9 protein-coding genes are annotated in these 20,378 nt (G+C 70.4%); all 9 read right to left on the bottom strand.

The annotated features are described in order from the left end of the window. Positions 1–14 precede the first annotated feature (14 nt). Complete coding sequence (locus NR798_RS19675; protein WP_375773024.1) at positions 15–9,611, bottom strand: amino acid adenylation domain-containing protein; 9,597 nt, start codon at positions 9,609–9,611, stop codon at positions 15–17. A 138-nt stretch (positions 9,612–9,749) separates the two neighbouring features. Beyond that, positions 9,750–10,313, bottom strand: a complete 564-nt coding sequence (cysC, locus tag NR798_RS19670; RefSeq protein WP_375773023.1) for an adenylyl-sulfate kinase — start codon at positions 10,311–10,313, stop codon at positions 9,750–9,752. A gap of 17 nt (positions 10,314–10,330) precedes the next feature. Beyond that, the gene (locus NR798_RS19665) at positions 10,331–11,584 is read right to left on the bottom strand and encodes a sulfate adenylyltransferase subunit 1 (protein ID WP_375773022.1); all 1,254 of its coding nucleotides are present in this window, start codon (positions 11,582–11,584) and stop codon (positions 10,331–10,333) included. Continuing rightward, the gene (gene cysD / locus NR798_RS19660; RefSeq protein WP_375773021.1) at positions 11,584–12,489 is read right to left on the bottom strand and encodes a sulfate adenylyltransferase subunit CysD; all 906 of its coding nucleotides are present in this window, start codon (positions 12,487–12,489) and stop codon (positions 11,584–11,586) included. Before cysD ends, NR798_RS19665 begins: the two co-directional genes overlap by 1 nt. Further along, positions 12,486–12,746 (bottom strand): phosphopantetheine-binding protein, encoded by a 261-nt coding sequence (locus tag NR798_RS19655; protein WP_375773020.1) that lies wholly within the window; start codon positions 12,744–12,746, stop codon positions 12,486–12,488. The genes cysD and NR798_RS19655 overlap by 4 nt, the downstream gene beginning before the upstream one ends. Before the next feature lie 9 nt (positions 12,747–12,755). Next, on the bottom strand, positions 12,756–13,724 hold the full coding sequence (locus tag NR798_RS19650) for a class I SAM-dependent methyltransferase (RefSeq protein ID WP_375773019.1): 969 nt from the start codon (positions 13,722–13,724) through the stop codon (positions 12,756–12,758). A 32-nt stretch (positions 13,725–13,756) separates the two neighbouring features. Continuing rightward, the gene (locus NR798_RS19645) at positions 13,757–15,004 is read right to left on the bottom strand and encodes an HlyD family secretion protein (RefSeq protein ID WP_375773018.1); all 1,248 of its coding nucleotides are present in this window, start codon (positions 15,002–15,004) and stop codon (positions 13,757–13,759) included. Positions 15,005–15,010: 6 nt separating this feature from the next. Then, positions 15,011–16,612, bottom strand: a complete 1,602-nt coding sequence (locus tag NR798_RS19640; RefSeq protein WP_375773017.1) for a DHA2 family efflux MFS transporter permease subunit — start codon at positions 16,610–16,612, stop codon at positions 15,011–15,013. Next, a complete protein-coding gene (locus tag NR798_RS19635) occupies positions 16,602–20,366 on the bottom strand; it encodes a type I polyketide synthase (protein WP_375773016.1) in 3,765 nt (1,254 codons plus the stop codon). The genes NR798_RS19640 and NR798_RS19635 overlap by 11 nt, the downstream gene beginning before the upstream one ends. Positions 20,367–20,378 lie beyond the last annotated feature (12 nt).

The following is a 20,378-nucleotide window of genomic DNA, read 5'->3' as shown; positions in this document are numbered from 1 at the left end:
ATGATGATTGATCCTCAATTCGAGCCGGGGCGTCCGCGCCGCCTGGCGAGCTGGCGCATGCCCTCGCGCCGGTTGCCGCCCGACGCCGAGGACTCCTCGGTTCCCGTGGGCCCGGCGTTCCCCGCCAACTGCGCGGCGAGCGTGCGCACCGTGGAGAACTGGAACAGCTCCACCATGGGCACCTTGCGGCCCACCAGGGTCTCCACTTTCACCTGCACCGACTGCAGCAGCAGCGAGTTGCCTCCCAGGTCGAAGAAGTTGTCCTCCGCCCCCACCCGCTCCAGCCGGAGCACCTCGGCCCAGATGGCCGCGAGCGACTGCTCCAGTCCGCTTTCGGGGGCGGTATAGGAGCCACCGGACACCGCCCGCTGCGAGTCCGGCGCGGGCAGTGCCTTGCGGTCCACCTTGCCGTTGGGCGTGAGCGGCAGGGCTTCCAGGAACACGAAGGCGGACGGCACCATGTGCTCGGGCAGCGTCTGCTTCAGCCAGGTGCGCAGCTCGTCGGGCTGCACCCCGGGGCCCGTGGCCCCCTCACCCGCGGTGGGGACCACGTAGGCCACCAGCCATTTGCCGCTGGGGCCGTCGTCCCGTGCGAGGACGACGTTCCCGCTGATTCCCGGGTGTCCGGCCAGGGCTGCTTCGATCTCCCCCAGCTCGATGCGGAACCCGCGCACCTTCACCTGCCCGTCCCGCCGCCCCAGGAACTCGAGCCTCCCGTCCGGCAGGTACTTCACCAGGTCTCCCGTCCGGTACAGCTTCGCTCCAGGCTCCGTGCTGAACGGATGGGAGACGAACTTCTCCGCCGTCGCCTCCGGCCGCTTCAGGTACCCGAGCGCCAGCCCGTCTCCGCCCGTGTACAGCTCTCCCGGGACACCCACCGGCACCGGCTGCATCCGCTCGTCCAGCACGTACACGTCCGTGTTCGACATGGGCCGGCCGATGGGCACCGACAGCGCCCCCTCCGGTACCTCCTTCACCTCCTCCCACGTCGTGACCGTCGTGTTCTCGGTGGGGCCGTACATGTTCAGCAGCTTCGGGGTTCCGCCCTGGCGCAGCACCTCGCGCAGCCGCACGGGGTCCGCCGCCTCGCCCCCGAACATCACGTACCGCATCGTCTGGAAGGCATCCGGACACTCGGCCGCCACCTGGTGGAAGAGCGACGTCGTGAAGACCATCGCGCTCATCCGCTGCTCGCGCAGGAACGCGGCCAGCGCCTTCGGAGACAGCGCCACCTCCCGGGGTACCCCCACCAGGGCCGCTCCGTTGAGCAGCGCGCTCCACAGCTCGAGGTTCGACGAGTCGAAGGACGTGTTGGCCAGCTGGGTGAAGCGATCCTCCGGCGTCACCTCGTAGAAGTCGGTGTTACGCACCAGCCGGACGATGCCGCGGTGCGGGATGCACACGCCCTTGGGCTTGCCCGTCGAGCCCGACGTGTACATGACGTACGCCAGCGACTCCGGTCCCACTGTCTCCCCGAGGTTCTCCCCGCTCTCGTGCGCGAACTCCGCCCACGCCAGCTCCAGCACGAAGGCGCTCCCCGCGGGCAGCACCTCGGCCATCTCCGGCTGGGCCAGCACCACCGGCACGCCCGAGTCCTCCACCATGAGCGCCAGCCGCTCCGGCGGGTACGTCGGATCCAACGGGACGTAGGCCGCGCCCGCCTTCAGGATGCCGAGCATCGCCGCCATCAGCTCCAGCGAGCGGCCGGCACACAGGCCCACCAGGGTTCCCACGCCCACGTCCAGCCGCTGCAGGGCCCGAGCCACCTGGTTGGCCCGCACGTTCAGCTCCGCATACGTGAGCCGTTGGCCCTCGTACTCCACCGCCACCGCCTCGGGCTGGCGCGCAGCGTGCTCCTCGAACAGGCCGTGGACGGTCGCGTGGCGCGGGTACTCCGTCCGCGTCTGGTTCCACTCCACCAGCAGCAGCCGCCGCTCCTCCTCACTCAGCAACGGCAGCTCACCGATGCGGCGTCCGGGGTCCGCCACCACTCCTTCCAGCAACGTCCGCAGATGCCCGAGCATCCGGGCGATGGTGGAGGCATCGAACAGGTCGGTGCTGTACTCGACGATGCCCTCCAGCCCCGTCCCGGTCTCCCTCAACGACAACGTCAGGTCGTACTTCGACACCTGGCCCGTCAGCGCGAGCGGCCTGGCCTGGATCCCCGGCAGCGCCAGGTCCGGCGACAAGGCGTTCTGCAGGGCGAACGACACCTGGAACAGCGGCGCACGGCTGGTGTCGCGCACGGGATTCAACGCCTCCACGAGCTTCTCGAAGGGCACCTCCTCGTGGGCATAGGCCCCCAGCGCCACCTCCCGCACCTGCCGCAGCAGTTGCCGGAAAGACTCCTCTGGCCTCACCCTCGCCCGCAGCACCAGCACGTTGACGAAGAAGCCGATCAGCCCTTCCAGGCCGGCATGGCCGCGGCCCGCGCTGGACGAGCCCACGCTGATGTCGTCCTGTCCCGAGTAGCGGTGCAGCAGCGCCTGGAAGCCCGCCAGCAACGTCATGAAGAGCGTCACGCCCTCCTTCTGGCTGAGCTTGCGCAACCCCTCGGCCAGCTCCAGCGGCAGGTGCAGGTAATGGAGCGCGCCGCGGTTGCTCTGTACCGCCGGTCTCGGCCGATCCGTTGGCAACTCCAGGGCTGGTGACGCACCTCGCAACTGCTCGCACCACCAGGCGAGCTTCGACTCCAACACCTCGCCCCGCAGCCACGCCTGCTGCCACTTCGCGTAGTCCGCGTACTGGATGGGCAACGCTTCCAGCGCGGGCGCCCTGTCCGCCAGGAAGGCCTCGTACAGGGCCGTCAGCTCCCGGGCGAGCACCCCCATCGACCACCCATCCGACACGATGTGGTGCATCGCCAGCACCAGCACGTGCTCCGCCTCGCCCGTCCGCAACAGCGTCACCCGCAGAAGCGGTCCCGCCTTCAGATCGAAGGGCCCCAGGACCGCCTCGTTCGCCAGCCGCCGCGCTTCTTCCTCCCGCATCCCCTCGGGAAGCTCGCGCAGGTCCACCACCGGCAGCGCAAGCTCCACGGGCGCGGAGATGATCTGCACCACGCCCTGTCCGCCCTGCCGGAACGTCGTCCTCAGGGCCTCGTGCCGGTGCACCAGGGCCTGGAAGGCGCGCTCCAGCGCGGCCACGTGAAGCTCCCCCTCCAGCCGCAGCACCAGGGGGAGGTTGTAGAGCGCGCTCTGCGGATTGAACTGATCCAGGAACCACAAGCGCTGCTGCGGGAAGGACAGCGGCAGCTCGCCCTCCCGTGGCACGGGCACCAGGGGAGGAGGCCGGAATTCCTGCGTGCCCTCCGACATCGCCCCGAGCCGCCCCGCCAGCTCCGCCACCGTGGGGGCCTCGAAGAGCGCACGCACCGGCAGCTCCACCTTCAGCACCTCTCGCAGGCGCGACGTCACTTGCGTGGCCAGCAGCGAGTGCCCGCCCAGCTCGAAGAAGTTGTCGTGCACCCCCACACGTCGCAGGCCCAGCAGCGGCGCCCAGATGCCCGCCACCACCTCTTCCAGCGCTGTCCGGGGAGCGACGTACTGCGTGCCCACGGTCTCCAGGTCCGGCGCGGGCAGCGCCTGGCGATCCACCTTTCCACTGGGCGTCAGCGGGAAGGACTCCAGGCACAGGAAGGCCGAGGGCACCATGTACTCGGGCAGCCTCTGCTTCAGCCAGGCGCGGAGCGCCTCGGGGTTCAACCCGGGGCCTGTCGTGGGGAAGGCCGGCACCACGTACGCCACCAGCCGCTTGCCCCCTGGCACGTCCTCCCGTACCACCACCACCGCTTCCTTCACCTCCGCATGGCCCACCAGCGCCGCCTCCACCTCTCCCAATTCGATGCGGAAGCCGCGCAGCTTCACCTGCGAGTCGGAGCGGCCCAGGAACTCCAGCGTTCCTCCGGACAACCACCGGCCCAGGTCTCCCGTCCGGTACATCCGGGCGCCCGGCTCCCCGCCGAAGGGATCCGGGAGGAAGCGCTCCGCCGTCAGTTCCGGCTGCTCCAGGTAGCCCCGCGCGACTCCCGGGCCCCCCACGTACAGCTCCCCCGTGACGCCCACCGGCACGGGCCGCAGCCACCTGTCCAGCACGTACACCCGCCCGTTGGGCAGCGGCCGCCCGAGCGCCGGCCTCGAGGCGTCCACGTCCGCGTTGGAGGTGGCGAAGACGGTCACCTCCGTCGGGCCGTACTCGTTGATGAAGCGCCTTCCCGGCCGCCACTTCGCCACCAGCTCCGGCGTGCACGCCTCCCCGCCGGAGACGACGGTCTCGAGCGCCGGATACTCCCCCGCCTCCTGCTGCGCCAGCACGGAGGGAGTCATCGCCCACAGCGTCACCCGCTGCTTCTTCAGCAACGCGTCCAGGGGCGCTCCCGGCAGGAGCGACTCCCGCGGCGCCACCACCACGCACCCGCCCACCACCAGCGTGGGGAAGATGTCGGCCACCGAGGCGTCGAAGCCGAGCGACCCGTACTGCAGCACCCGGCTGCCCGGGTGCAGCCCGCGCGTGTCCACCGCCGCCAGCGCCGTGTTGCACAGGCCCCGGTGTGTCAGCAGCGTCCCCTTGGGCTTGCCCGTGCTGCCCGAGGTGAAGATGACGTAGGCGAGGTTGTCCACCCCCACGCCCGTCACCGGATTGTCCAGCGGCTGGAGGGCCAGCACCCCGGCCTCCGCGTCCAGCAGCACCCGCCGCTCGCCCCGCGAGGGCAAGCCGTCCGCCAGTGCCCGCGAGGTCACCAGCACCGGCATGCGGACCTCGTCCATCATGAAGGCCAGGCGCTCCTGGGGGTAGGAGGGATCCAACGCCACATAGGCGCCTCCGGCCTTGAGCACGCCGAGCAGGCCCACCACCATCTCCAGGGAGCGCTCCAGGCACACGCCCACCGGCGCCTCCGGCCCCACGCCCAGGCTCCGCAAGTGGTGGGCGAGCTGGTTGGCCCGCTGGTTGAGCTCCCGGTACGTGAGCTGGCGGTCCTCGAAGGCCACCGCCACCGCGTCCGGCGTGCGCGCCGCCGTCGCCTCGATGAGGTGGTGGGCACACGTGTTCGGGGGATAGCCGGCCCGGCGGCCGTTCCACTCCACCAGCACCTGGGCCCGCTCGGCCTCGTCCATCAGGGGCAGCTCGCGGACGCGCTGTCCGGCGTCCGCCACCACGCCCTCCAGCAGCGTCCTCAGGTGCCCGGCCATCCGGGCGATGGTGGAGGCCTCGAACAGCGCCGTGTTGTACTCGAGGCCGCCCTCGAGCCCCTCCCCTGTCTCCGCCAGCGCCAGCAGGAGCTCGTTCTTGGCCGTCTGGCTGTGGAGCTCCACCGGCCGCTGCTTCACCCCCGGAAGCGCCAGCTCCGGCGGCGCGCCGTTCTGCAGGGCGAACGCCACCTGGAACAGCGGCGCGCGGCTCGTGTCGCGGGCCGGCTTCAGCTCGTCCACCAACATCTCGAAGGGCACGTCCTGGTGCTCGTAGGCCCCCAGCGCCATCTCCCTCACCCTGCCCAGCAACACGCGGAAGGGCTCCTCTCCCCTCACCCGCGCCCTCATCACCAGCGTGTTGACGAAGAAGCCGATCAGCCCCTCCAACCCCGCATGGCCCCGGCCGGCGATGGGCGAGCCCACGCTGACGTCCTCCTGTCCCGAGTAGCGGTGCAGCAGCACCTGCCAGCCCGCCAGCAGTGTCATGAAGAGCGTCACCCCCTCGCGCTGGCTCAGCTTGCGCAGCCCCTCGGTCAGCGCCAGAGGCAGCTGGAGCCGGTGAAACGCGCCCCGGTAGGACTGCACGGGCGGCCGCGGCTTGTCCGTGGGCAACTCCAGGGCGGGCGACGCGCCTCGAAGCTGCTCGCGCCACCAGGCGAGCTGCGCTTCCAGCACCTCGCCCTTCAACCACTCCCGCTGCCATCGCGCGTAGTCAGCGTACTGGACGGGCAGCCCGGCCAGCGGGGAGTCCCGGCCCTCCAGGAAGGCCTCGTACAGCGCCTTCAACTCCCGGACGAGCACCTCCAGCGACCAGCCATCCGACACGATGTGGTGCACCACCAGCACCAGCACGTGCTCCGCCTCCGCGAGCCTCAGCAGCGTCACCCGCAGGAGGGGCCCCGCCGCCAGCGCGAACGGCCGCCGCACCTCCTCACCGGCCAGCCGCAGCGCCTCCGCCTCGCGCGCGCCTTCGGGTAGCCCGCCCAGCTCCACCACTCTCAGCGGTGGCTCCACCGGGGCGGAGATGGCCTGGTAGGGCCCCTGCTCGCCTTGCGGGAACGTCGTCCGCAGCGACTCGTGGCGCTGGAGGAGCGCGTGGAAGCTCCGCTCCAGCACCCCCGTATCGAGCGCCCCCTCCAACCTGAGCGCCAGGAAGACGTTGTAGAGCGGGCTGTCCGGCTCCAGTTGGTCCAGGAACCACAGCCGCTGCTGTGCGAAGGACAGCGGCGGCGCGCCCTCCCTGGGCATGGGGAGCAGCGGTGGAGTCCGGAAGGCCCGCCTCCCCTCCGCCGACGCCTCGAGCCGCCGCGCGAGTTCCTCCACCGTGGGCGCTTCGAAGAGCACCCGCACCGGCAGCTCCCGCTGGAGCACCTCCCGCAGGCGCGACACCACCTGCGTGGCCAGCAACGAGTGCCCGCCCAGCTCGAAGAAGTGATCGCACGCCCCCACGCGCGCCAGCCCCAGCAGCGGCGCCCAGAGGTCCGCCACCACCTGCTCCATCGGTGTCCGGGGCGCCACGTACGCTTCGCGCTCCGTCCCCTCCGCCTCCGGCGCGGGCAGCGCCTTGCGGTCCACCTTGCCGTTGGGCGTGAGCGGCAGCGCCTCCAGCCGCACGAAGGCCGAGGGCACCATGTGCTCGGGCAGGCTCTGCTTGAGCCAGGTCCGCAGCTCCCCGGGCTTCGGCGGGGACGTGAGGGAAGTAGGCACCACATAGGCCACCAGCTGCTTGCCACCGGGGCCCGCGTCCCTCGCCACCACCACCACCTCGCCCACCGCCGGGTGCCTGGCCAGCACCGCCTCCACCTCCCCCAGCTCGATGCGGAAGCCGCGCACCTTCACCTGCTCGTCCCGGCGGCCCAGGTACTCGATGTTCCCGTCCGGCAGGTACCGGGCCAGGTCTCCCGTCTTGTAGAGCTTCGCCCCGGGCTCCGGGTGGAACGGGTGCGCGACGAACTTCCCGGCCGTCAGCTCCGGCTGGTTCAGGTACCCGAGCGCCAGGCCGTCTCCGCCCACATACAGCTCTCCCGCCACTCCCACCGGCACGGGCTGCATCCGCGCGTCCAGCACGTAGGCTTCCGAGTTCGTCAGCGGTCCGCCAATGGGCACCGTCACCGCGCCCTCCGGCACCTCCCTCACCTCGTAGGCCGTCGAGAACGTCGTGTTCTCCGTCGGCCCATAGACATGCACCAGGTGCTGAGGCGCCCCCCGCTCCAGGACCCTCCTCGGCGGCTTCGCGTCCGCCGCTTCACCTCCGAACAGCACGTACTTCAGCGTCTGGAAGGCGTCCGGACACTCGGCCACCGTCTGGTTGAACAGAGCCGTGGTCAAGAACGTCGCGCTGATCCGCTGCTCCCGCATGAACGAGGACAGCGCCTTGGGAGACAGCATCACCTCCCGGGCAACACCCACGACGCACCCGCCGTTGAGCAGCGCGCCCCACAGCTCGAAGGTGGACCCGTCGAACGAGGTGTTGCTCACCTGCGCGAAGCGCTCCTCCCGCGTCAGCCGGACATACCCGGTGCCGCACACCAGCCGGACGATGGCCCGGTGCGCGATGCACACGCCCTTGGGACGGCCCGTCGAGCCCGACGTGTACATGACGTACGCCATCGCCTCTGGCCTGCTCCGCCCGCCCAGGTTCTCCGCGCGCTCGCTCGCGAAGGCCTCCCACCGGGGCTCCAGCGGCACCACCCTGGCACTCATGGGGGGCAGCTTCGACACCAGCTCCGGCTGCGCCAGCACCACGGGCAGCGCCGTGTCCTCCACCATGAAGGCCAGGCGCTCCCGAGGGTACGACGCGTCGAGCGGCACATAGGTCCCGCCCGCCTTCAGGATGCCGAGCATCGCCGCCACCAGTTCCAGCGAGCGGCTGGCACACAGCCCCACCCGCGTCCCCTCGCCCACGCCCAGCCGCCGCAGGTGTCTGGCGAGCTGGTTGGCCCGGCGGTTCAACTCCGCGTACGTGAGCCGCTCGCCCTCGTACTCCACCGCCAGGGCCTCGGGCCGGGCCGCCACGTGCGCCTCGAACAGCTCCTCGAGGCACGCCTCCCTCGGGTACTCCGTGCGCGTCTGGTTCCACTCCACCAGCACCTGGCGCCGCTCCGCTTCCGACAGCAGTGGCAGCTCCGCCAGTGCCAGCTCCGGGTGCGCGAGGGCCCCCTCCAGCAGCCGCGCGTAGTGCGCCGCCATCCGCGCCACCGTCGCCTCGTCGAACAGCTCGCTGTTGTACTCCCACAGCCCCACCCACCCCTGCTCCGTCTCCCGCACGAAGAGGGTGAGATCGAACCTGGCCGCACCGGGCTCGAAGACGAGCTCCTCCACCGCCACGCCGGGCAGCTCCAGCGCGGCGAAGGGCGCGGCCCCCTGGAACACGAACGAGGCCTGGAACAGGGGCGTGCGGCTCAAGTCCCGCACCGGCTGCAGCGCGTCCACCAGCCGATCAAAAGGCACGTCCTGGTGGGCATAGGCGCCCAGGCACGCCTCCCGCACCCGCTTCAACAGCTCCCGGAAGCTCAGCTCTCCCGGAGCCTCCACCCGCAGCGCCAGCGTGTTGGCGAAGAAGCCGATGAGCCCCTCCACTTCGCGCCGGTTGCGCCCGGAGATGGGCGTGCCCACCACGATGTCGTTCTGCCCGCTGTAGCGCGCCAGCAAGGCCTGGAAGCCCGCCAGCAGCGTCATGAAGGGCGTGACCCCCTCCTCGCGGCTCACCTCCCGCACCGCGCCGGACAGCCCGCGGGGCAGCCCCACGCTCAGCAGGGCGCCTCGGGAGGAAGTCACCGGCGGCCTCGGCCTGTCCGCCAGCAACTCCAACACGGGCGGCGCTCCGGCCAGCTGCCGCTTCCACCAGGCGAGCTGCTCCTCCAGCACCTCCCCCTTCAGCCACTCCCGCTGCCACGCCGCGTAATCCGCGTACTGCACCGGCAGCGCCGGCAGCGAGGGCGCCTCGCCTCGGGAGAACGCCGTGTAGAGCGCGCCCAACTCCCGCTCCAGCAGCCCCATGGACCAGCCATCACAGACGATGTGGTGCAGCGTGAGCAGCAGCACGTGCTCCTCCGCCGACAGGCGCAGCAGCCTCGCCCTCATCAGCGGGCCCTGCTCCAGATCGAACGGACGCCGGGCCTCCTCCTCCGCGAGCCGCCGGGCCGCCGTCTCGCGCTCCCCCCCGGAGACCCCCTCCAGGCTCTCCACCGGCAGCGTCAGCCCCAGCTCCGGCACGGTCCGCTGCACCGGCCGTCCCTCCACCCGGGGAAACGTCGTCCGCAGCGCCTCGTGCCGCTGGACGAGCGCCAACAGGCTCCGCTCGAGCGCGGCCACGTCGAGCGGACCCGTCAGCCGCGCGAACCAGGGCACGTTGTACGCGAAGCTCCCGGGCGCGAGCTGTTCGAGGAACCACAGCCGTTGCTGCGCGAATGACAGTGGCACCCGCCCCTCCCGAGGGATCACCGTCATGGGAGGCGGCCTGCGGACCTGCTTCACTGCCTTCGAGTCGTGCGTGCTCATCAGTGATTCCGTGTTCAGGAGGTGGTGGGCGAGTGCCACTGCCGTGGAGAGGATTCAGCGTCAGGCGATGAGGCCTCGCGCCCGCAGCGTGGCGAGGATGCGCTCCACCCCCGCCTCCACCGTCTCCGAGTCGGTACGCACCGTCACCTCGGGCGACTCGGGGGGCTCATACGGGTCGGAGATGCCGGTGAAATGAGGGATCTCCCCGGCCAGGGCCTTCTTGTAGAGCCCCTTCACATCGCGGTGGACGAGCGCGTCCAGGCTGGCCTGCGCATACACCTCGATGAAAGGGATTCCCGCTTCCGAGGCCAGCCTCCGCACCTCGTTGCGAGACTCGCGGTAGGGCGAGATGGCCGCGGAAATGACGGCCACGCGGTGTCTGGCCAATACCCGGGCCACGTAGCCGATACGCCGGATGTTCTCCTCCCGGTCGGGCCGGGTGAAACCCAACCCTCGCGAGAGGAAGGTGCGGACCTCGTCCCCGTCTAGCACCTCCACGGAGCGGGTGGCCTGCAACTGATTGCGGACGGCCGTGGAGAGGGTGCTCTTGCCCGCGCCGGACATGCCGGTGAACCAGACAATGAAACCCCGCTGGGATGCTGCGTCTGAAGTTGGCTGACTCACGGAGGTGTACCCAATGTTCACGTCGCAGGACCGTTGATCATTCCGGCGGCCACGGTGGCGTTCGTCCCCTCGTCGATGAGGATGAAGCTGCCGGTGTGGCGGTTGCGCCGGTACTCGTCGAAGAAGAGCGGCACGGTGGTGCGCAAGGACACCCGGCCGATCTCGTTCAGCTCGAGGGACTTGCGCACCTCGTCCCGGTGGAGCGTGTTCACGTCGATCCGGTACTGGATGTCCTTGACCAGGGTCCGGGCCGAGCGCGTGGTGTGCTTGATGGCCAGCTTCGCGCCGGGCCGCAGCGGCTGCTCCACCATCCAGCACACCATGGCGTCAATGTCCTGCGCGACGGTGGGCGGATTGCCCGGCCGGCACAACATGTCGCCCCGGCTGATGTCGAGCTCATCCGTCAGCGAGATGTTGACGGACATGGGAGGGAAGGCCTCCTCCACGGGCTTGCCGGCCAGCTCGATGGTGCGGATGCGCGAGGTGAAGCCCGAGGGGAGCACCACCACCTCATCGCCCGGCCGCAGCACGCCGCCCACCACCTGCCCGGAATAGGCGCGGTAGTCGTGGAGCTTCTTGGAGATGGGCCGGGACACGTACTGCACGGGGAAGCGCACCTGGATGAGGTTGCGGTCCGAGGCGATGTGCACGTTCTCCAGGTGGTGCAGCAGCACGGGGCCCTGGTACCAGGGCATCTTCTCCGAGCGCGTCACCACGTTGTCGCCGTTGAGCGCGGAGATGGGGATGAAGGTGAGGTCCGTGAGCTCCAGCTTCATGGAGAACCTGCGGAACTCGTCCTTGATGGACTCGAAGACGGCCTCGTCGTAGCCCACCAGGTCCATCTTGTTGATGCACAGCACCACGTGGGGCACGCGCAGCAGCGAGGCGATGAAGGCATGGCGCCGCGTCTGCTCCAACAAACCCTTGCGCGCGTCCACGAGGATGAGGGCGAGGTCCGCGGTGGAGGCGCCCGTCACCATGTTGCGCGTGTATTGGAGATGGCCGGGGGTGTCCGCGATGATGAACTTGCGCCGGGGCGTGGCGAAGTAGCGGTAGGCCACGTCGATGGTGATGCCCTGCTCGCGCTCGGCGCGCAGTCCGTCCATGAGGAGGGCGAGGTTGGTGTACTCATCCCCGCGCGCCTTGCTGGTGCGCTCCACGGAGGTGAGCTGGTCCTCGAAGATGGATTTCGTGTCGTAGAGCAGCCGGCCGATGAGGGTGCTCTTCCCATCGTCAACCGAGCCAGCCGTGGCGAACCTGAGCAGCTCCATTAGAAATACCCCTCGCGCTTACGGTCTTCCATGGCCGTCTCGCTGAACTTGTCATCGGCCCGGCTCGCCCCCCGCTCGGTCACGCGGGAAGCGGCGACCTCGTCAATCACCTGCTCCACCGTGGAAGCCGTGGACTCGACGCAGGCGGTACACGTCATGTCGCCCACGGTGCGGAAGCGCACCTGGGCGGGCACGGCCCGCTCTCCCGGCAGCAGCGGCAGGTAGGGCGAGCACGCCATCAGCATGCCGTCACGGCGGAACACCTCCCGCCGGTGGCTGAAATAGATGGAGGGCAGCGGAATGCGCTCCTGGGCGATGTATTGCCAGATGTCCATCTCGGTCCAGTTGGACAGGGGGAAGACGCGGATGTGCTCTCCGCGGCGGTGGCGGCCGTTGTAGAGGCTCCACAACTCGGGACGCTGGTTCTTCGGATCCCACTGGCCGAACTCGTCGCGGAAGGAGAAGACACGCTCCTTGGCGCGGGCCTTCTCCTCATCGCGGCGGGCACCGCCGAAGACGGCGTCGAACTGGTGCTTCTCGATGCCATCCAGCAGCGGCGCCGTCTGCAAGCGATTGCGCGAGGCGCGCGGGCCCTTCTCCTCCACCACCCGGCCCGAGTCGATGAACTCCTGCACGGAGGCCACCACCAGGCGGGCGCCCAGGGCGGCCACGCGCTCGTCCCGGTACTCGAGCACCTCGGGAAAGTTGTGCCCCGTGTCCACGTGCATCAGCGGGAAGGGCAGCGGGGCGGGCGCGAAGGCCTTCTCCGCCAGCCACAGCATCACGGCGGAATCCTTGCCACCCGAGAACAGGAGGACGGGCCGCGAGAACTCGGCCACCACTTCCCGGATGATGAAGATGGACTCGGCTTCCAGGGCCTGGAGATGGGACAGCTCGTAGCTCATCTCCCCGCCTCCGCCTGCTCCTGGAGCAGCTGCTCGCAGAGCGTGGCCACCTCCTCCAGGGTGTTGAACAGCTCTCCCATCATCGGGCGGATCCCCAGATCCTCCTCGATGCGGTTGGCGAGCATGGTCGCGAGCAGGGAGTTGCCACCGAGCGAGATGAAATGGTCCCCCGGCGCGATCTCCGGGAGGCCCAGCAATTCACTCCAGTAGCCGGCGAGTCTCTGTTGCAGCTGCGTGCTGGAAGGATGGGTGCTCATGACGGTGCCTCAGGGCTTCTCTGCGTAGGCGACGACGTAGTCATCGCAGTTGAACAGGGCGAGGTGCTGGTACTGCTCGGGGTCCTGCTCCCGGACCTTGCGGACATCCGCGCGGATGCGCTCCGGGGTGACGGAGCCGGGTTGCCGGCTTGCCGCCGTCACGCCGCGCAGGGCCGTGAACGCGGCATTCACCGGCCCATAGACATCCGCCGCGATGGACTCGAGTCTGGCATTCTGGAAGCCCACCGACGTCAGCTCCGTGGCGAAGCGCTGGGTCGTCCAGACATTCGCCTCCGGAAAGGCAATCAGGCCCCGGAAGTAGCGATGACGCAGGCGGCGGCGCAGCCCCGAGCCCGCTTCCCGATCCGTCTTCTGGCTCATGTCCGCCATGACCAGGCGTCCACCCGGACGAAGCACCCGGAACGCCTCGCGCAGGAACGCACGCCGCGTCTTGAAGTGCATGGCGGACTCGAGCGCGAAGACGACGTCGAACTCGCCAGCGCCGAAGGGGATCTCGGTCGCGGAGCCCACGTCCAACTGGACCACCCGCTCGAGACCCGTGAGCCGGATGCGCTCCCGGCCAATCCGTACCTGAGTGGGCGTGACGTTCAACCCGTGGATACGCTTGGGGCGGTATTCCTCGGCCCAGAGGATGTCCTGATCCGCATAGCCAAAGCCGCAGTCCAGCACCACATCGGCCTGGCCCAGGCGCGCGGTCTTCGCGAGCAGGTGCGCCATCTGCGCCTGGGCGGATTTGAACAGCTCGCCCACGCGCTCGAAGTTGTTCTCGTCGACGCGCTCCACGTCGCGCCAATAGCCAAGGTTGATCCACAAGGGCTCACGGCCCGTCTTGACCTGGATCTCTCCCGCCTTGGGGAGACCCGAGACCCACGCCCCCGTATCGGTGGAATAGAAACGCTCGGGATCCGCCAGGATCGCCTTCTTGAGATTCTTCGCGAGAGTCATGACCTTCAGCATCGACAACCTCTTCTTTCATTCGTCAAAGACAGTCATTCCCTGTCAGGGTTTCCGGTGGTGAAGACGGTGACCTCCGCCGAGAGGCCTGCCTGCAGGGGTAGCTCCCCGGGCGGGTCCGTCCAGGAGATGCGCACGGGGACGCGCTGCACCACCTTGACGAAGTTGCCCGAGGCGTTGTCCGGCGGCAGCAGCGAGAAGCTCGCCCCCGTTCCGCCGGAGAGACTCTCCACCCGGCCCGTCAACGTCCGGCCAGGGATGGCATCCACCGTCACCTCCACCCGCTGGCCCGGCCGGATGCGCCCCACCTGCGTCTCCTTGAAGTTGGCGATGACGTACGTCCGCGGCGGAACGAGCCTCGCCACCGGCTGCCCGGCCGATAGGAATTGCCCCTCGCGGATGCTCAGCTTGGACACCTGACCGTCTGCGGGAGCCACCACCCGGGTGTGCTCGAGCTGGAGCCGGGCCTGCTCCAGCGCGGCCTCGGCGGCGGTGACCCGGGCGTGGGCGAGCTCCGCGCTGGCACGCGCCACGGAGATCTTCGCGTCCACGGGAGCGCTCTGATCGAACTGGCCCTGGGCCTCGGCCACCCGGCCGAGGGCGACCTGCCGGGACTGCTCGGCCGCGGCGAGCTGCGCGCGGGCCCCGGCCAGCGACGCCTGCGCTGCCTCGTGGGAGGCCCGGGCGGTGTCGAGCTCCTGCTGCGAGGAGACGTCCGAGCTGCGAAGCCGCTCCACGCGCTCGAGCTCCCGCGCCTGATGGTGGGCCTCGGCCTCCGCGCGAGCCAGGGCCGCACGGGCCACGTCCACCTGGGCCTCGGCGTTGCTCACCGCCGCCGTGCTGGTGGACACCAGGGCGCGCGCGGTGGAGCGGCCTCCACGGGCGCTCGCCTCCGCCACCGCCATTTGCGCATCGGCCGCCTGCGCCTGTGCCCGCGCCGAGGCCAGCTCCGCCTCGGCCTGCTTGACGCGGACGGCGTACTCGCGCGGATCCAGCTCCACCAGCAGCTCGCCCTTCTTCACTCGGGCGTTGTCCTCGACGAGCACGCGCAGCACCGGACCGCCCACGCGCGTGTGGAGCGGCACCAGGTCCGCCTGCACCTGCGCGTTGTCCGTGGACTCCTGCCCGCGCGTGAGCAGCACGTAGCCGCCGAGGCCCGCGAATACCGCCACCGTGACCGCGCCCAGGGCGATGGCGCCCCGGCGGCCCCTGCGCTCGCGCCCGGCCTCCTCGGGGCCCGGTGCGGGCGCTTCCTTCTCCACCAATCGAGGGGTCGCACTCATCTCGCGTCAGACCTCCACATCCGCGTGAACCTCGTTCCGGGACTCCGGCCGGGGCTTCTGGCGCGGCGAGACCCAGAGGAAGGCGAGCAATGGCAGCGCCAGCGCGAACAGCAGCGCGGAGAGCGCGAACAGCCGGTTGAAGGCCAGCAGCGCCGCCTGCCGCTGGAGGGTGGCCGACAGCAGGCGCAGACCCGCCTCGGTGGCCTCGTAACCCTCGACACCGCCCGCCACGAGCCCGCCCGTGGCCGAGGTGAGCCACGCGGACAGCTCGGGGCGCTCGGCGAACACCTGGGCGGAGAGCCCCACCTGGGCCTGCGCGGTGTAGCGCGTCATCAGCGTGGCGAAGAGGGCAAGCCCCACCGAACTGCCGATCTGCCGCAGCAGCGCGTTGAGGCCCGCGGCGTCCGCCAGCCGGGCGCGCTCCACCTTGTCGAACACCACGATGTTGAGCGGCACGAAGAGCAGGCTGGTGCCCAGCCCCTGGAGCATGACGGACGCGATGATGTCGCCGGTGCCCGTGTCCAGGGAGACGCGCATCATCCGGTAGACGCCCAGGCCGAGGATGAGCAGCCCCGTGGCGATGAGCGTCCGGGGAGAGACCCGGTTGTACAGCCGCCCGACGAGGGGCATCACAGCGATCATCACCAGCGTGCGCGGCATGAGCGCGAGGCCGGACTGCATGGCGGTGAAGCCGAGCAGCTCCTGCATGAAGACGGGCAGCAGGAACATGTTCGCGATGAGGATGAAGAACATCACCGCGCCGAGCACGGCGCCCGAGGTGAACACCGGCTCCCGGAAGAGGCGCAGGTCCACCGCGGGCGCGGGCGCGGTGAGCTCACGCAGCACGAAGGCGGCCAGCGAGAAGCCAGCCACCAGGGTGAAGAGGAGGATCTCCCGCGACTCGAACCAGTCCTGGCGCTGGCCCTCCTCCAGCACGAACTGGAGCGAGGCCAGACCCATCCACATGAGTCCGATTCCCGCCCAGTCCATGTTGCGGCGCTGGAGCGCGGCGGCGGCCCGGTTGGCGGCCAGCACGTCCTCGGGCTCCTCGACGAAGCGCCACACCATCAGGAAGCCGAGCAGCCCGATGGGGAGGTTGATGAGGAAGATCCACGACCAGTGGAAGTTGTCGACGATGTAGCCGCCGAGCGTGGGGCCGATGGCGGGGCCCACCGAGATGACCACCGAGAAGAGGCCCATGGCCATGCCCTGCTCCTCGGGGGGCCAGGTCTGACGGAGGATGGCCTGCTCGGTGGGCACGAGCAGCCCGGCGCCAAGGCCTTGCAGGGCCCGGAAGACCACCAGCGAGGGCAGACTCCAGGCGAGCCCGCACAGGAACGAGCTGAGGATGAAGAGCGACAGGAACGCCAGATAGGTGCGCTTCTGGCCGAAGAGCCGCCCGAAGAGGCCCGAGAGCGGCAGCACCAGCACCGTGGCGATAATGAAGCTGGTGCTCGCCCAGGTGATCTCCTGCATGGTGGCGCCGATCGAGCTGCGGATCTGCGACAGGGCCACGTTGACGATGGACGCGTCGATGGACGCCATCATGGTGCCGCAGGACACCGCGAGCGTGACGAGCCACTTGTTGGTGGCGGCCTCAGCCGGCATGGGCCCTCTCCAGGCACGCGCGGATCCGCGCCGCCAGGCCGTCCACGTGGGGCGGGAGCATCATGCTGTTGTGATCTCCCGGGACGACCTCGACCCGCACCGCCGCGCACCGGTCCGTCCACGCCAGCTCCAGATGGCTCGGCATCTCCGGATGGAGCTCGGCGGCCCGGAAGAACTGCAGCTCTCCCCTCTCCCAGCGAGGCGCCGTGTAGCGCAGCAGGGCCTCGACATGGGTCCTCCACACCCGGAGGAAGCGCAGGCCCCGCTCGACGTCGGAGAAGGCGGGCTCGGTGCCCCGCCGGGCAGCCTCGTCGATCACCGCCTGGAGCTGGGCCTCGACGGGCAGCCCGCGCAGCGCCTTGGCCGGGAGGTCCACCCAGGAGGCCACCATGCTCGCCAGGAGCGCGGCATCGTCCTCGGGCGGCGGAGGCATGCGCCCTGGTCCGGGTGAGTCGAGCAGCGCGCACAGCGGCACCGCGTGCCCCTCGGCGGACAAGCGGCGGCCCATCTCGTACGCGAGCACTCCTCCGAAGGACGAACCGACGAGCAGGTACGGCCCCGAGGGCTGCACAGCGCGCAGGAGCCCGAGGTAGTGCTCCGCCATCTCCTCGACGGTGGTGAGCCTGGGCCCTTCCGTCTCCAACCCGGGCGCGTCGAATCCATAGGCGGGCCTGTTGGGATCGATGCACCGAGCCAGCTCCCGGTAGAAGAGCGTCTGCCCGCCGGTCGCGTGCGGGAAGAAGAGCGCGGGCCCGTGCGAGCCCTCCTGGAGCCGCACGAGGCAGCTCGTCCGCTCCGGCGTGGCCGTCTCTCCGGTGCTTCCGAGCTTCTCCGCCAGGCCGGCGATGGTCGGCGACTCCACCAGCGTCTTCAGCGGCACCGGGACACCGAGCCGCTGGCTGATCAGCCGGGTCAGCCGCAGCCCCATGAGCGAGTCACCGCCGAGCGCGAAGAAGTCATCATGGATGCCGACCTCCTCGAGGCGGAACAGCTCGCGGAAGCAGTCGGCCAGGGCCCGCTCGGTGCCGTTGCGCGCCGGCACGGCGGGAGCGCCCTTGCGCGGGCTCCGGCGGGACGTGGCGGAGGGAGACGCGAACACGGGACGCCGCTCCCCGGGAGAGGTGCTGGCGGTGGCCTGGAGGGGCGCCGGCTCTATCCAGTGCCGCTCCCGCTCGAAGCTGTAGGTAGGCAACGCCACCCGGCGGCGGCGCTCTCCGGCGCGGAAACGCTCCCAGTCGATGGAGACACCCGCGAGCCAGGCCTCGCCGAGCGGTGCCAGGGGGCTGGACGGCTGCGCGGCTCCGCCCGGCAGCGTGGCGAGCACCGGCTGCGACGTGCGTGCCGGGTGCTGCCGCGCGAGCGAGCCCAGCGTGGCGCCCGGCCCGACTTCAATCAGCGCCCGCTCGCCCGAGGAGAGCAGGAGCCCCAGCCCGTCGGAGAACCGGACCGTGTCCCGGAGGTGGCGGACCCAGTACGCCGGGTCGGTCGCCTCGCGCTCGCTCAGCCACTGGCCGGTGACGCTCGACACCACCGGCAGCTTCGGCGGCCGCAGCTTCACCCGCGCCACCACGCGCGCGAACTCCGCGAGGTACGGGTCGAGCATCGACGAGTGCGCTGCCCGTGCGTAGCGCACCCGCTTGAACGAGACGCCCCGCTCCGTGAGCGTCCGCTCGAAGGACTCGACCGCCTCCAGGGGCCCCGAGAGGACACACGTGGAAGGCCCGTTGATGGCGGCGACGGAGAGCGCGCCCATCCACGGAGAAACCTCCTCCACGGGAGCGAGCACGGAGACCATGGCCCCCGGCGGCATCTCCTCCGCCATCCGGGCACGGACGGCCACGATGGAGCAGGCCTCCTCGAGCGTGAAGACACCCGCCAGGCACGCCGCGACGTACTCCCCCAGGGAATGGCCGAGCAGCGCCTCGGGCTGCACACCCCAGGAGAGCCACAGCTGCGCCATGGCCCAGTCACACGCGAAGAGCGTGCTCTGCACCCAGAGGGGCCGGTCCAGCTCGCGGCCCGCGGCGTCGAAGCGCTCGGGGCCCGCGAACATGATGTCGCGGAGATCCGCGCCGAGCGGGCCGCGCATCAGCCTCGCGCACTGCTCGAGCGCCTCCCGGAAGGCCGGCTCGCGAAGGAAGGCGGTGCCCATGTTCACCCGCTGCGAGCCGCCTCCGGGAAAGAGGAACACGGCCCCTCTCCGCTCGGTCTCGTCGAACGCGGTACGCACCCGCTCGGGCTCGCTCCCCCCGAGCAGCGCCGCCGCCTCCTCGGGACGGCCGCTCACGACGAAGCGCCTCCAGGGGAAACGCGCCCGCCCGGTCTGCAGCGTGTGCGCCACGTCCGCGAGCCGCGCACTCCCTCCACCACCGAGGTGCCCGGCGAATTCGGCGCTCATCCGCTCCAGCGCGGCCTCCGACTTCGCCGACAGGAGCACCAACTCCTCGCCGCGCCGGGGCTCGTCACTCGGGACGGCCGGGGCCTCTTCCAGCACGACATGAGCGTTGGTGCCGCCGATGCCGAACGCGCTCACCCCCGCGCGCCGCGGTACCGGCCCGGCCCAGGGCCCCGGCTTGGACACCACGTAGAACGGGCTGCCCTCGAGCCCCAGTTGCGGGTTGGGCGTGGTGAAGTGCAGAGAAGGAGGCAGCAGCCTGTTCTCCAGCGCGAGCACCGCCTTGATGAGCCCGGAGACGCCCGCCGCCGAGTCGAGGTGGCCAATGTTCGTCTTCACCGAACCGAGGCCGCACGAGCCCGCTGGCACCTCGCGGAACACCTGCTTGAGCGCGGCGAGCTCGATCGGGTCCCCGAGCGGCGTGCCCGTGCCGTGCGCTTCGATGTACGAGATGGAGGCCGGATCGACGCCCGCCACCGCCTGCGCCTCGGAGATGGCCGCGGCCTGGCCCGGCACCGAGGGAGCGGAGAACCCCGTCTTGGAGCTCCCATCGTTGTTGATGGACGTGCCGAGGATGACGGCGCGGATGGCATCCCGGTCCGCGATCGCATCGGCGAGCCGCTTGAGCACGACGATTCCCACGCCATTGCCGCCTACCGTGCCGGCCGCCCGGGCATCGAAGGCGCGGCAGTGCCCGTCGGGCGAGAGGATGCCTCCCTCCTGGAAGGGGTACGGGCTCAGCTGGGGAGACCGGATGGACACGCCGCCCGCCAACGCGAGCTCGCACTCCCGCGAGAGGAGCGCCTGGCACGCGAGGTGGACCGCGACCAGCGAGGTGGAGCAGCCCGTCTGGACGCTCAGGCTGGGGCCGGTCAAATCCAGCTCGTAGGCCACCCGCGTCGCGAGGAAGTTGCCGCTGCACCCGAAGAGGCTCTCGCCCAGGCTCCTGCCGACCCGCTGCGCCTCGGGCAGCACGCTCGAGAGCAGGTAGGTGCTGAAGGAGGAGCCCGCGTAGACCCCCGCGCGGATGGGCTTGCCCCGAGGTGCGTAGCCCGCCGATTCGAGCGCCGACCAGGCGCACTCCAGGAAGAGCCGGTGCTGCGGATCCATCAGCTCGGCCTCGCTGGGCGAGTAGCCGAAGAAGGCGGCGTCGAAGCACTCGGCGTCCTCGATCACTCCTCCCGCGGCCACCCAACCCTCGGCCGCGGGCAGGATGGAGATGGACTCCACTCCCGAGGCGAGGTTGCTCCAGAAGCGGCGCTCGTCCGGGGCGCCGGGAACGCGCACGGAGAGGCCCACGATGGCGATGGCCATCTCCAGGGACGGCTCCGCGGACGAGGTGTCGTGTTGTTCATTCATGATGATTGATCC

The organism is Archangium gephyra, assembly GCF_042230915.1.
Lineage (GTDB): Bacteria > Myxococcota > Myxococcia > Myxococcales > Myxococcaceae > Archangium > Archangium gephyra_B.
The sequence above is the reverse complement of the archived record's forward strand: the minus strand, read 5'-3'. Positions and strand labels throughout refer to the sequence as shown.